The 13,211-nt window shown below is 66.2% G+C and carries 11 protein-coding genes; 10 read left to right on the forward strand and 1 reads right to left on the reverse strand.

The features are described 5' to 3' along the window. Positions 1 to 10 precede the first annotated feature (10 nt). Genes mshL through FHP91_RS07400 form a run of 10 tightly spaced genes read left to right on the forward strand, consistent with a single transcriptional unit; the run spans position 11 to position 11,426 of the window. Positions 11 to 1,681 carry a pilus (MSHA type) biogenesis protein MshL gene (gene mshL / locus FHP91_RS07355; protein ID WP_144308961.1) on the forward strand — a complete coding sequence of 557 codons (1,671 nt, stop codon included), beginning with the start codon at positions 11 to 13 and terminating at the stop codon, positions 1,679 to 1,681. Continuing rightward, a complete protein-coding gene (locus tag FHP91_RS07360) occupies positions 1,678 to 2,790 on the forward strand; it encodes a tetratricopeptide repeat protein (protein WP_144308962.1) in 1,113 nt (370 codons plus the stop codon). Before mshL ends, FHP91_RS07360 begins: the two co-directional genes overlap by 4 nt. Next, positions 2,787 to 4,499 carry a GspE/PulE family protein gene (locus tag FHP91_RS07365; protein ID WP_144308963.1) on the forward strand — a complete coding sequence of 571 codons (1,713 nt, stop codon included), beginning with the start codon at positions 2,787 to 2,789 and terminating at the stop codon, positions 4,497 to 4,499. Before FHP91_RS07360 ends, FHP91_RS07365 begins: the two co-directional genes overlap by 4 nt. Positions 4,500 to 4,518: 19 nt before the next feature. Next, a complete protein-coding gene (locus tag FHP91_RS07370; RefSeq protein ID WP_246116250.1) occupies positions 4,519 to 5,715 on the forward strand; it encodes a type II secretion system F family protein in 1,197 nt (398 codons plus the stop codon). Between the two features lie 3 nt (positions 5,716 to 5,718). Continuing rightward, entirely contained in the window at positions 5,719 to 7,209 is a 1,491-nt protein-coding gene (locus FHP91_RS07375; RefSeq protein ID WP_144308964.1) for a hypothetical protein, read from the forward strand. Then, positions 7,206 to 7,781 carry a hypothetical protein gene (locus tag FHP91_RS07380; protein ID WP_144308965.1) on the forward strand — a complete coding sequence of 192 codons (576 nt, stop codon included), beginning with the start codon at positions 7,206 to 7,208 and terminating at the stop codon, positions 7,779 to 7,781. The genes FHP91_RS07375 and FHP91_RS07380 overlap by 4 nt, the downstream gene beginning before the upstream one ends. Then, positions 7,778 to 8,128, forward strand: coding sequence for a hypothetical protein (locus FHP91_RS07385; RefSeq protein ID WP_144308966.1), 351 nt, complete (start codon positions 7,778 to 7,780; stop codon positions 8,126 to 8,128). The genes FHP91_RS07380 and FHP91_RS07385 overlap by 4 nt, the downstream gene beginning before the upstream one ends. Next, on the forward strand, positions 8,128 to 9,348 hold the full coding sequence (locus FHP91_RS07390) for a hypothetical protein (RefSeq protein ID WP_144308967.1): 1,221 nt from the start codon (positions 8,128 to 8,130) through the stop codon (positions 9,346 to 9,348). The genes FHP91_RS07385 and FHP91_RS07390 overlap by 1 nt, the downstream gene beginning before the upstream one ends. Continuing rightward, complete coding sequence (locus tag FHP91_RS07395) at positions 9,345 to 10,073, forward strand: type II secretion system protein (RefSeq protein ID WP_246116251.1); 729 nt, start codon at positions 9,345 to 9,347, stop codon at positions 10,071 to 10,073. Before FHP91_RS07390 ends, FHP91_RS07395 begins: the two co-directional genes overlap by 4 nt. Positions 10,074 to 10,094: 21 nt before the next feature. Beyond that, the gene (locus FHP91_RS07400; protein ID WP_144308969.1) at positions 10,095 to 11,426 is read left to right on the forward strand and encodes an adenylate/guanylate cyclase domain-containing protein; all 1,332 of its coding nucleotides are present in this window, start codon (positions 10,095 to 10,097) and stop codon (positions 11,424 to 11,426) included. Here FHP91_RS07400 and FHP91_RS07405 read toward each other — a convergent pair. Next, positions 11,408 to 13,135, reverse strand: a complete 1,728-nt coding sequence (locus FHP91_RS07405) for an ATP-binding protein (protein WP_144308970.1) — start codon at positions 13,133 to 13,135, stop codon at positions 11,408 to 11,410. The two genes, FHP91_RS07400 and FHP91_RS07405, sit on opposite strands and share 19 nt — an antisense overlap. Positions 13,136 to 13,211 lie beyond the last annotated feature (76 nt).

A 13,211-nucleotide genomic window follows, 5' to 3' on the forward strand; every position in this document is an offset into this window, starting at 1 on the left:
CGGCACCTGAATGAAAACACGCACCGCGCTGGCCCTGTTGCTGCCCACTCTGCTTGCCGCGTGCGCGCAGGCTCCCAAGCCGGCGACGCCGCGAGGCCATCTCAAGACCGAAGATGTCCAGGCCGCAGTCACCCCCATCGCCGCGCCGATTCCGGCCCCGGTCCAGCGCAGCTTTACGCTGCCCCCGCCCAAACCCGCCGTCAAAGCCGACACCTACTCGGTGGTGGTGCGCGATGTCGATGTGCGTGAATTGCTGTTCGCCCTGGCGCGCGACGCCAAGCTCAATGTCGACGTCCACGCGGGTCTGGCCGGCCGGGTCACACTCAACGCCATCAACCAGACGCTGCCGCAACTGCTCGAGCGCATCAGCCATCAGGTCGACATGCGCTACGAGCAAAACGGCCCCAACCTGGTCGTCATGCCCGACACGCCCTTCCTGCGCGCCTACAAGATCGACTATGTGAACATCAGCCGCGCGGTCACCGGCACCGTTGCCACCAACACTCAGATCGCCACCCAGTCGGGCACGGCCGCAACGACTGCGCAGGGCGGCGGCAACATCTCGAGCATCCGGATCGAGAACACCTCGCTCAACCAGTTCTGGGTGTCGATCGAAAAGAACATCCAGGATCTGCTCAAGGAAACCGACAAGGTCCTCCCCGCCACGCCCGCCACCAAAGAAGGCGACACCCCGGGCGGTTTCCGCGAGGCCGCGTCGGTCATCATCAACCGCGAAACCGGCGTCATCAACGCCCGCGCCACGGCGCGCCAGCACGCCCGCGTGCGCGACTTCATCGACCGCGTGGCGGCCTCCGCCCGGCGTCAGGTCATGATCGAGGCGACCATCGTCGAGGTCTCACTCAACGATGGCTACCAGCAAGGCATCGACTGGTCACACCTGGGCGGCACCAACTTCGGCTTCCAGCGCCCCAGCCTGGGCAGCAACGTCGGCAGTTCGACCACACCGTTCTCGATCACCTATCTAAGCAACAACCTGTCGATCGATATCGACCTGCTTGAAGCCTTCGGCACGGTCAAGGTGCTGTCCAGCCCGCGGCTGTCGGTGCTCAACAACCAAACCGCCATGCTCAAGGTCGTCGACGAATTCGTGTACTTCAATGTCAAGGCCGAGACCGTCTCCACCGCCAATGTCGACAGCCGCACCACCTTCACCACCACGCCACAGTCGGTGTCGGTCGGGCTGGTGATGTCGATCACCCCGCAGGTGTCCGACACCGGCGAGATCACGCTCAATGTGCGCCCGACCATCTCCAGCATCTCTGACCTCAAAGAAGACCCCAACCCCAATCTGGCCGCGGCCAACATCAAGAACCTGGTGCCACAGATCCGCACCCGCGAAATCGAATCCGTGCTGCGCCTGCGCAGCGGCCAGGTCGCGGTGCTGGGCGGCCTCATGGAAGACCGCATCGACTACAAAACCGGTCGCGTCCCGCTGGTCGGCTCGGTGCCCCTGTTCGGCGAAGTATTCACCTCGCGCGACAACGCCACCCAAAAAACCGAACTCGTGATCTTCCTGCGCCCGATCATGGTCGGCGACGGTCCGCTCCCCGCCAATCTGGCTGAACACCTGCCCGACGCCACTTTCTTCGCCCGCAACCCCGTGCCTGGCAACCGCAATTTCGACAGCGAACCCAGCGCGCCGCTGCCGCTGCGTCCATGAGCCTGCTGATCGACGCCCTGCGCAAGGCAGAACAAGACCGCACCCAGGCGCGCGACACCGACGCGCAAGCGACGATCGACGAACTCAGCCTCGAACCCATCGCGCCGATTGCCCTGCCCGAGCCCGCCGCGGCCGACGCGCAAGCCAACACCGATCGCGCCGCAGCCGCCAATCTCTTTGCCGTCAAACAGACGAGCGGCGAGCACACCCACCTGCGCTGGATCGGCGGCATCGGTCTGCTCGCGGCGCTCGGCATCGTGGCCTATGTGTGGTGGCAATGGCCCAGCCCCCGGCCTGCGCCCGCCCCGATGGCCGCCCGAACGCCGCCGCCGACGGCACACGCCATTGCGCCGACACCTCCGCCGGCCGCGGCCGCGCCGCTGCCGGCGCCGCCTGTCGCGACGGTCGCCGCCGCCCCCGCGCCCATTCGCCAGCCGCAGCGTGGCGCCCTGGGGGCCGCTGCCACGCCGCCCCAGGCCGCCGCGCCGGATAGCGCCACCACGCCACAGTTTCGTCGCACCCAGGCGGCCGCCCCGGCCGTCCCCGCGGGCCTGTCCAGCGCTTACGAGGCCTACGCTGCGGGCGATCTGGCCACGGCACACCGGCGCTATCAGCAGTATCTGAAACAAGACCCCAACAGCACCGACGCCCTCAACGGGCTGGGCGCCATCGCCCTGCACCAAGGCGACAACGACCGGGCAGCGCAATGGTTCCGGCGCGCGCTGGCGGCCAACCCCAACAACGCCCATGCCGTCGCCGGCCTGAGCGCGGCGGGGCAACGCCCGGCCGAAGACCGCGAAGCCAGCCTGCGCCAGGCGCTGGCCAAGCAGCCCGAATCGGGCAGCGCCGCGTTTTCGCTGGGCAATGTGCTGGCCGAACAAGGCCGCTGGGCCGAGGCACAGCAAGCCTATTTTCAAGCCCACACGCTAAACCCCGACAGCCCGGACTACCTGTTCAATCTCGCGGTCAGCCTCGATCAGCTCGGCGAACGCCGGCTGGCGCGGGACTACTACAGCCGCGCACTCGACGCCGCACAGGACCGTCCCACGGTATTCGACCCGGCGCCCGTGCGTGCGCGCCGCGATGCCCTTGCCGAGGCGCTGCAATGAACGCCCCGCAAGCACAGGGCCACGCGCCGCTGGGCCAGACCCTGATCGCCACCGGGCTGATCAGCGAAGACCAGCTGCGCATTGCCTTGCAGGAACAAAGCCGCGTCGACCACCCGCTCGGGCGCTTGCTGATCGAATTGGGTTTTGTCTCCGAAGCCGCCCTGCGCGACGCCCTCTCCGAGAGTCTGGGCAAGCAAAGTGTCGATCTGGCCAACACCATCGCCGACCCCGACGCGCTGGCCCTCGTGCCGCAAGAGCTGGCCAAGCGCCATCGCCTGCTGCCGCTGCATTTCAATGCCGCTGAAAACCGCCTGACCGTCGCCATCGGCGACATCAACGACGTGGTCGCGCTGGACATCCTGCGCGGTCTGCTGGCGGAAGACATCATCATCGACACGCTGCTGGCCGGCGATTCGGAGATCTCCCGCGCAATCGACCAGTACTACGGCCACCAGCTGTCGATCGACGGCATCCTGCATGAGATCGAAACCGGCGAGATCGACGTCCGCTCACTGTCGGCCACCACCGACGAGTACAGCCAGCCGGTAGTTCGGCTGATCGACGCGCTGCTGGCCAACGCGGTCAAGCGCGACGCCTCGGACATCCACTTCGAACCTGAAGCCGCCTTTTTGCGCATCCGCTACCGTATCGACGGCCTGTTGCGCCAGGTACGCTCGCTGCACAAGTCCTACTGGGCGGCCATGGCGGTGCGGGTCAAGGTGATGGCCGGACTCAATATTGCCGAAACGCGGGCGCCGCAAGACGGTCGCATCTCGCTCAACATCAGCGGCCGTCCGGTGGATTTTCGCGTCTCGGTGCAACCCACCATCCATGGCGAAAACATCGTTCTGCGCGTGCTCGACCGCCACAAAGGCATTGTCCCGCTCGATGGCCTCGGCCTGTCTGATGCGCAGCTCGACCTGCTCAAGCTGATGATCGCCCGCCCCGAGGGGCTGATCCTGGTCACCGGCCCCACCGGTAGCGGCAAAACCACCACGCTGTATTCGATCCTCAGCCATATCAACGCCGAGGGGGTCAACATCATGACCCTCGAAGACCCGGTCGAATACCCGATGGGAATGATTCGTCAGACCTCGGTATCCGAGGCAGTCAAACTCGATTTTGCCGACGGCATCCGCGCCATGCTGCGCCAGGACCCGGATATCATCCTGGTCGGCGAAATCCGCGATACCGACACCGCGAAAATGGCCTTCCGCGCCGCCATGACCGGCCATCAGGTGTATTCCACCCTGCACACCAACTCGGCCATCGGCGCAGTGGCCCGCCTGATGGATGTGGGCATCTCGCCCGAGCTGCTGGCCGGCAACATCATCGGCATCGTGGCGCAGCGGCTAGTCCGCAAACTGTGCCCCCACTGCCGCGAAGCCTATGCGCCCGAGGCATGGGAAAACCGCCTCATCAACCATACGCAGGAGCGCGGCCTGCCCACGCTCTATCGCGCCAAGGGCTGTGCCCGCTGCGAGTTCCAGGGCTACCGCGGGCGCACCGCCATCATGGAGCTGGTGCGCATGGACAGCGACATGGACGATCTGGTCGCCCGCCGCGCCAGCATCCGGGAAATCCGCAACGCGGCGCGCGCCAAGGGCTTTCGCGCGCTGGCCGAAGACGGTATCCGCCGGGTACTCGACGGCGTCACCTCCCTCGATGAACTTGCCCGCGTGGTCGATCTGACCGAGCGGATGGTCTGAGCGGGCGGGGCCGATGGTGATGTTCGCCTATAAAGCGATCACCCCCGACGGGCGCCATGTGCGCGGCGAAATGGACGCGGCGAATCTGGTCGATCTGGAGATGCGCCTCAAGCGCATGGATCTGGATTTCATCAATGGCAACACGCTCAAGGGCGCACGCGCCTGGCACAACGCCCCCATCCCGCGCCGCGAACTGATCAATTTCTGCTTCCACCTCGAACAGCTGACCCGCGCCGGCGTACCGATTCTCGAAGGCCTGGCCGACCTGCGTGACTCAACCGAACACGCCCGCTTCCGCGAGGTCGTCGCCGGTCTGGTCGAAAGCATCGAGGGCGGCCGCAACCTGTCCGACGCCGCCGAAGACTACCCGCACGTGTTCGACACCGTGTTCTGCGCCCTGCTGCGCGCCGGCGAAACCTCGGGGCAACTGCCTCGCGTGCTGCGCGAAATCATGGAAAGCATCAAGCGCGAGGACGAACTCGCCGCCTTTGGCCGACGTGTGGTGATCTACCCCATCATCGTGTCCACCATCATCCTCGCCGCACTGGCCGTCGCGCTCTTGTTCCTGGTGCCGCAACTGGGCAGCCTGTTCCGCCTTGCCGGCCAGACGCTGCCGCTGCAGACCCGCTTGCTGATCGGCGCCTCCGAGCTGCTCGCCGACTGGTGGTGGCTGCTGCTGCTCGTCGTAGCCGCCACGGCCACCGGCCTGCGGCTCGCCATTCAGCGCAGTCCGTCAGCAAAGCGCAGCTGGGACGGGCTGATGCTCGCCCTGCCGCTGATTGGCCCCATCCGCAGCAAGATCATCCTGGCCCGCTTCGCCGGCCTGTTCTCCATGATGTACGGTGCCGGCATTCCCATCGTCAACGCGCTCAAATCGGCCGAAACCGTGGCCGGCAACACCCTGGTCGCCGACGCGCTGAGCCGTGTGCGCGATCGCATCGCCGAAGGCCATAGCGTGTCCAGCGCCTTCGCCGCCACGCCGCTGTTTCCGCCGCTGGTGGTGCGCATGCTGCGGGTCGGCGAAAACACCGGCGCGCTCGACACGGCGCTGGCCAACGTCAATTATTTCTACGACCGCGACGTCCGCGAAGCGGTCGACCGCCTGCAAGCGATCATCGAACCCTTGCTGATGGTCGTGCTCGGTGCGATCCTGCTGGGCATCATGATGGCCGTGCTGGGCCCGGTCTACGACATCATCACCCAGCTCCCCCTATAGCCCATGCCTGTTCGCCACCTGCTCTATCTCGACGCCAACGCCCTGCACAGCTTCCGCTGGCAGCACGGCAGTGTGGTGCCGACCGGCCGCTACACCGCCGACGACGAGGGCATCAAGGCCTTTGCCGAGGCCGTGCGACGCGCCGGCTCGGGGCTGTATACCTTGCTGGTCGACGTGGTCGAAGAAGGGTTTCACGCTGACACCCTGCCCAGCGTGCGCGGGCCCGATCGCACCGCCATGCTCGAGCGCAAGCGGAGCCAGGCCTTCTTTGGCACCCCGTTCAGCGGCGCGCTTTCCCGCGGCATCGATCGCAACGGGCGGCGACGCGACGAGCGCTTCCTATTCGTTGCGCTGACCCGGCCGGCCGTCGTCGAGCCCTGGCTGCAGGTGCTGCGCGTGGTCAACGCGCCACTGACCGGCATCCATTCGGTCGCGCTGGTCATCGACAGCCTCATCCAGCGCCTGGCCGCCCCGGCCGAGCGCTGCCTGCTGGTCACCTACGCCCCCGGCGGCATGCGCCAGACCTTCGTTGACCAAGGCCATCTACGCTTCAGCCGGCTCGCTCCCAACCTGAATGCCATCACACCCGACACCGCGGCGCGCTGTGCAGGCGAGATCCTCAAGACCCACTCTTACCTGATCAGCCAGCGCATGCTGCCGCGCAACGGCCAGCTCCCGGTGTATATCCTCAGCGACGCGGCCGACCACGCCCACCTGGCGCCGATTCTGAACACCTCCGACGAGCGCATCTATCACCGCGCCGACATCGCCGAACTGAGCCGCAAGATCGGCCTGAACGCGCCCGTCAGCGGCAGCGACGCAACCCCCTTGATGCTGCACTGGATCGCCCGCGAGAGCGGTTTGCTGCAACTGGCGCCCGCCAACGAGCGGCGCTTCTTCCGCGTGTGGCAGGCCCGCCAGGCCATCGTCGGCGCAGGCGTGGCGCTGTTTGCGGCGGCCCTGCTGTTTGCCGGCAAGCTCTGGTTCGACACCGAATCGATCAAGGCAAGCACCGAGCAACTGCGCAGCGACGCGGCATCCACACAGCACAACCTCAGCCAGCTTCAGGCCGCCCTGCCCACGCTGCCGGCGCCGCTTGACGATCTGCGCGACGCCTTCCACGCCCTCGATGCGTTTCAAGCCGGCAAGGCCTCGCCGCGACCCTGGCTGAATCATCTGTCGGCAGCGCTGGACGCCACGCCGGAGCTCGCACTGCAAAGCATCCAGTGGCAATCGGATGCAGGCGACACGCCATCGAAGGGCACCGCCAAACTGAGTCTGCCCCCGCAAATGGCGGTCGACCGGCGCGTCATGGTCGACACCGCCGAGCAGTTTCTGGCTGACCTCGCCCGTCGGCCGGGCATGGCGGCGCGTGTCACGCGCATGCCGGTCGAGCTGCAATCCGATCGCGCCTTCCGCAGCAGCACCGACCCGGCCGGACAGCCGCAAGCCCCCACGCTTGAAGTGAGCTTTGCGCTGGGAGCCGGCCAATGATCCGCGGGCAGGACATGCGTCTGCTGCGCTGGCCACTGCTGCTGGCCAGCGCCCTCATCGCGCTCGGCGGCGCGGCGGTGTGGTACGCCCAGTCTGAATCGCGGCTCGCCACGCGGGCACACGAGCTCGCCGAGCAGCGGCACAGTCTCGCCAATCGCCAGCTCCTGCAAGCGCGCACTGATGAGCACAGCGTGCGCGACACCCTGGCCCGCTACGAGACACTGGCCCGGCGCGGTCTGATCGGGCCCGAGCACCGGCTCGACTGGGTGGAGATGCTCGACGCCACGCGCCGCCAGCTGGGCATCGACGTCATCAGCTACGAGATCCTGCCCCAGCGCAAACTCGACAAGGACGCCCATGGCGCGCTGCTCTGGATGGAAAGCCGCATGCGCCTGACGCTGCGGGTCCGCCATACCGACGTGCTGCTCGGCATGCTCGATCAACTGCGCCGCGTCGACACCGCGCTGGTGTTGCCCTTGAGCTGCGATCTCAGTCGCCGCGCCGACAGTACCGATCTGGACGGCGCGTGCGAGCTGCGCTGGCTCACGCTGTTGCCGAAGGCGCCCGCATGAGCGCCCGCCGCATACCACTGCTCGCGCTGGCTTTGGCGCTGATGGCGGCCGGCAGTGCGCAGGCCGACACGCCGTTGGGCCGGCTGTTCTTCACCCCGGCAGAACGCAGCGCCATGGATCGGCACGAAGTCCCGAGCGCGCAGATTCCGCCGGCACAGGTCAACGGCATCGTCCGCCGCAATGACGGCCGGGCAACGGTATGGGTCAATGGCGAAGCACGTCAGGACATCCCCGCCAGCAACCATCAAGCCCGGGTCATCGACCCGCGTGGTGTGCCCGTGTGGCGAAAGGTGGGCGAGCCCCTCGACGACGCGCCGCCGGCCATGCATATCAAGCGGCACCGGTGATGCACTCACGGCAACGCGGCCTCATCCTCCCGGCGCTGCTGGTGCTGCTGCTCATTGGTGGCCTGTCGGTGGTGCTCGGCGGCACCACACTGTCCGACCGGGTCGCCGCCCAGCGCCAGCAAACCACCACAGCGGCGCTCGCCCAGGCCCGCGCCGCGCTGCTGGGTTACGCGCAAAGCTACCACCTCACGCACCCCGGCCAGAGCGTTGGCTACCTGCCCTGCCCCGACACCAACTCCGCCCTCAGCGATGGCAACGCCGCGCCGGTGTGCGGCAGCCAGGACAATTTCGCCATCGGCCGCCTGCCCTATCGCACCCTGGGATTGCCGCCGCTGCGCGACGGCTACGGCGAGTGCCTGTGGTACGTCGTGTCAGGCCCCTTCAAGAACAACCCCAAGGGCGCGCGCATGGATTGGGACACCCCCGGCCAGTTCGACATTTCGGACGGCAGCCGGACGCTCAACCCTGCCATCTATGGCGATCAATTTGCGTCGGCGGTCGTTTTTTCCCCGGGTCGCCCACTCACCGGACAAGCCCGCAGCAGCTCCAGCCGCCGCTGTGGCGGCGACGCCGATGCCGCGACGGCCTTACAGGCCTACCTCGAAGGCGCCACCAGCTCACCGTCTTCGGTCATCACCACACTGACCCGCGGGCGACCAGCCGACGAGACAAACAACGACAGCGTCGCCTGGATATCGGCAGACGACATCTTTGACGCCAAGCTGCTGGCGCGCGCCGATTTCGCCGCCTTTCTCAACACCATGAACACCAATCTGAAAACCGCGCTGACCAACGTCAAGACCGCCTCGCCCATCGCGGCGCTTCCGCCAGTCGCTTTCACTTCTGTCGGTTTGATCGATATCGGCGAGCTTCCCGCGCCCTTTTCAACGCCAACTGTAAACGCCGCCGAGCAGGCATACAACGATGCACACGCACTCGCCAAAAGCTGGCAAGGCCAGATCCGCTACCTGCGCTGCGCAGATGGCAGCGCCTGCCTTCAGTGGGACGACGGCTCGGGCATCCCGCGTCAGTGCATCGCGGCCGTGGCCTTTGCCGGCCACCGCTTGCCCACCCAGAATCGCTCGGACGGCATCGTCGATACCGCCGCATTCTTTGAAGGGGGTAATGTGTCCGCCGTCACAGCGGGCACCCCGCTCTCTGGCCCGAACGTGTACGACGGCGCCTTCCCCGCCACCGATGTGATCCAATGCGTGCAATGAGTCCGACACCATCGCACCGCCAGGCTGGCTTTACCCTCGCCGAGCTGGCCATCGTCCTGCTGATCCTCACCGTCCTCGCCGCGGCGCTGGTCGTGCCCTTCAGCGCACGCCTGGCCGCCGAGCGTCGCGAGCAGACGGCGACAATGCTCGACAACATCCACGCCGCACTCATCGGCTACGCCATCGTCCACGGCCGGCTGCCCTGTCCAGGCACCCGCAAGAACCCCCTCGACGCCCGTTATGGCGAGGAAGAGTTCGACGCCGCCACCAACAACTGCGTCGTCACCACCGAAGGCATACTGCCGTGGCGAACACTCGGCCTCCCTGCCTTTGACGCCTGGGGCCTGCCCCGCCAAGCCGAATCGGACCCGTGGACCGGCCACTTCCGTTACCGCGTCGATCTCGGCTTCAGCAGTGCCCAACCGGGCGCCAGGATCCGCGCCAACACGGCGTATCAGGACGAAATCAAAGTCATTGATCACAACGGTAACGAGATCACCGTCTCGTCCTATACCGGCAGCGACGTACTGAAAAACACCACCGCTGTCGCACTGGTCTACGCCACCGGCCCCGACCTGACCCCCAACGGCGCCAACACCAGCTACGAGTCCGGCAGCGACGCGACTTACGAGGCCGGCGATCCGAGCACCACCTTTGATGATATGGTTATGTGGATTGGCCGCCCCTTGCTGATCGCCCGCATGGCGCAAGCTGGCGCCTTGTAGCCAACCCTTCTCGCGATGCCCATGGACACTTCGGACGACCTGTCCTACTACGCTCAGAGCTTTTCGGCCCGACTGCGCAACGCGGGCGTGCGCCCGGACGACGACGAGCAGACGCGGCTCGGCAAGTCGCTGCTGGTCTTCGCCACGGGCTTGATGAGCATCGCCTCGGGCGTCTGGCTGCTGCTCTACTGGCTCACCGGGCCGAAGCTGTCCTCGACGCTGCCGTTTCTGTTTCAGGTGCTGCTGGCGGCCAATCTGGCCTACTACATCCAGAGCGGCAACTTCAGTTGGTTCCGGCTCAGCCAGTTCACCCTGTTCCTGTTCTTCCCCTTTGTCGCGCAGTGGAGCATGGGTAACTTCATCACCGGCTCCGGCGTTATCCTGTGGGGTTTGATCGCGCCGGTCGGTGCCGTTTTCGTGATGGGCCTTCGCGAATCCATGCCTTGGTTCTTTGCCTACATTTTCTTCACCGCACTCACCGGTTTTTTTGACTACCTGCTGGTGGACGTGGGCAATCCGCTCGACGCCGCCACGGCGGTCTCCCTGCGCACCTCGGTGCTGTTCTTCGCCCTCAACTTCATCGCCATTTCGGGCATCGTCTACGCGCTGGTGCGCTTCGCGCTCGAAGAAAAACGCAAACTGCAGACCCGGCTCGAAGAAGCCATGAACCTGCTGCGCTCCGAGCAGGAGCGCTCCGAACGCTTGCTGCTCAACGTGCTGCCGGGCGCCGTGGCCGAGCGACTCAAAGCCAGCGACGACATCGTCGCCGACGACTTCCCCAGCGTCTCGGTGATGTTCGCCGACATCGTCAATTTCACCCAGATCGCCAGCGGGCTGAGCGCGCCCCAGGTCTTCAGCATGCTCAACGAAGTCTTCTGCCGCTTCGACGCGCTGGCCGAAGAGCGCGGCCTGGAAAAGATCAAGACCATCGGTGATGCCTACATGGTGGCCGGCGGTCTGAACAGCCGCTGCAAAGACCCCTGTGCCGCCGTCGCCGAGCTCGCGCTCGACATGCGCGACAGCCTGGCCGCCTTGTCCGAAAAGGTCGGCGTCCCCCTCGCGCTGCGCATCGGCATCGGCACCGGGCCGGTGGTGGCCGGCGTGGTCGGGCGCAAGAAATTCATCTACGACCTGTGGGGCGACACCGTCAATCTGGCCAGTCGACTCAGCAGCGAAGGCGCACCCGATGGCATCCAGTGCGACCGGCGCACCCACATGCACCTGTCGCAGCGCTTTGTCTTCGACGAGCGCAGCATCCTGCGCATCAAGGGCAAGGGCGAGGTCATCACCTATCGCCTGCTCGGGCGCGCCTCAAATCACGCCAGGGGGCCGCATCAGCCCGCCGCCGCCTGACGCAAGCAAAACTGAACGCGGCCATCCAGGTTACTCGACAGGCCAAGTTCATAACCCGCCTCTTCAGCCAGCCGCGCCGCCTGGTACAAGCCCATCCCCAGGCCACTTTGCGACGCCACCGGAGCGCGCATCAACTGCCCCGCCAAGGCATCGGGCAGAGCTGCACCATCGTCGCCAACCGTCAAGGTCGCGCCCCCGTCCTGCTCGCCCAGCTGAACGACGACGTCCAGACCGGGCAGGAGCAAACGCTTGTCCAGCGCGTTCTGAATCAGGTTGTCCAGCACACTGTTGAACACCCCCGGCGGCACCTCAAGCGCCGAGATATCACCGCTGAGCTCAAAGCGAATACCCGTGCTCGCATGGCGAGCAGCGCACTCCTGCCACCACACGCTGGCGGGCATCGCCTCACCCGGAGATCCCTCCGGGTGCCGCAGCTTCTCCAGGGTTTGGGCCAGCCGACGCGTGATCACCGGCAACTGACGAGACACCAGCGCCCGTAGCGCGGCCTCGTCAACCTCCGGACGTGCCGCGGTGTAGCACAGCGTATTGAGTGACTGCAGCAAATTCTTGATGTCGTGCGTCAGGCGCGCACCGGTCTCGTGGATGGCGCGCAGATACGACAAGGTTTCCAGCTGTTGCGAATGGCGCTTCTCCCGGCAGAACTCAGCCAACATCCGCACCATGAGGCTGAAGTGCCAGCTCAGCGCCGGGCTGGGTGCGCGCCGAAGGTAGAGCGTGACTGTCAGCCCTTCCTGCGTGAGCTGACGTGCCACCGCCGCCACCTCACCGAAGCTGCCCTCACCTTCGGCCAGCCGCCAATGCCCACCACACACGCCGGGAATACGCAGCATGCGCTGGCAGGCCTGGTCGGCCAGGGCCTCTGGCGTATCGGCCGACACCGACACGCTGGCCACCTCATGTAACCACTCTTCGAAGGACAAACCGACCGACAGCACACGCCGGGCGAACACCATGCCCAGTTGTGGCCCGCTGGCACTCGGATGCCACGCCCAGGCCAGCACGAGCAATACCACCGCCATGGAAAACAAGGCGGTCACCAGCGCGACCAGGTAGGGCAGATGCATCAACCACATGAACGCAAAGCCGCCCAGCGTGCTGATGGCCAGCGCGACAAACAGCAAGATGGTCGACAGAAAGTCGATCGCGCCGGCCCGCCTGACAGACTCCGGCGCCGAGGGCTGCAGCATCACCACCAGGGTCAGCGCGGGCAACACCGTGAGCGCCAGCACGTCGAACAAGGGCCGCTCGGCCACCTCCACCGGCACCACGCGTGGCAACACCATCATGAACAGGCTGCACACCAGATACGCAACGGCGAGTTGATAGGGCAGACGACCCCGTGCGCCGATCTCAACAAACGCACCGCCCCCGATGACGCCGGCCAGCACCATCAACCAGATCCCCAGCGCGCCCCAGGACATGGCCAGCAAGAACAGCGCGATCACCGCCACCATCACCAGCAGATCCCGCGACACCAAGCGATGGGCGCCGCGCACCACGGGCTGCCAGATCAGGAACAGACCCAGATGGGCAAGCACCAGCGTCCGCCCGACCAGCGAATCAATCCCCTGCAGCATGCCCAGGTGCAACACCAGCAGGGAAGCGCCCAACAGTCGGTTCGGCACGCGGCTGAACCATCGCCACGGCGCCCTGAAACCGCTTGCCATCCCCACGTCGTTCGTCGTCATGCCGCCATTGTAGTGAATGTCCAGAAAATCAATCAGGTCACCCGATGCACCACAAAAAGTGACGAATCAATGACAC

The sequence above is a fragment of the Denitromonas halophila genome, from assembly GCF_007625155.1.
GTDB classification, from domain to species: domain Bacteria; phylum Pseudomonadota; class Gammaproteobacteria; order Burkholderiales; family Rhodocyclaceae; genus Nitrogeniibacter; species Nitrogeniibacter halophilus.

Bases quoted from the DNA above. Each gene is read 5' to 3' on its own strand.
- mshL (WP_144308961.1), top strand. From the start codon at position 11: ATGAAAACACGCACCGCGCTGGCCCTGTTGCTGCCCACTCTGCTTGCC.
- FHP91_RS07360 (WP_144308962.1), top strand. From the start codon at position 1,678: ATGAGCCTGCTGATCGACGCCCTGCGCAAGGCAGAACAAGACCGCACC.
- FHP91_RS07365 (WP_144308963.1), top strand. From the start codon at position 2,787: ATGAACGCCCCGCAAGCACAGGGCCACGCGCCGCTGGGCCAGACCCTG.
- FHP91_RS07370 (WP_246116250.1), top strand. From the start codon at position 4,519: ATGTTCGCCTATAAAGCGATCACCCCCGACGGGCGCCATGTGCGCGGC.
- FHP91_RS07375 (WP_144308964.1), top strand. From the start codon at position 5,719: ATGCCTGTTCGCCACCTGCTCTATCTCGACGCCAACGCCCTGCACAGC.
- FHP91_RS07380 (WP_144308965.1), top strand. From the start codon at position 7,206: ATGATCCGCGGGCAGGACATGCGTCTGCTGCGCTGGCCACTGCTGCTG.
- FHP91_RS07385 (WP_144308966.1), top strand. From the start codon at position 7,778: ATGAGCGCCCGCCGCATACCACTGCTCGCGCTGGCTTTGGCGCTGATG.
- FHP91_RS07390 (WP_144308967.1), top strand. From the start codon at position 8,128: ATGCACTCACGGCAACGCGGCCTCATCCTCCCGGCGCTGCTGGTGCTG.
- FHP91_RS07395 (WP_246116251.1), top strand. From the start codon at position 9,345: ATGAGTCCGACACCATCGCACCGCCAGGCTGGCTTTACCCTCGCCGAG.
- FHP91_RS07400 (WP_144308969.1), top strand. From the start codon at position 10,095: ATGGACACTTCGGACGACCTGTCCTACTACGCTCAGAGCTTTTCGGCC.
- FHP91_RS07405 (WP_144308970.1), bottom strand. From the start codon at position 13,135: ATGACGACGAACGACGTGGGGATGGCAAGCGGTTTCAGGGCGCCGTGG.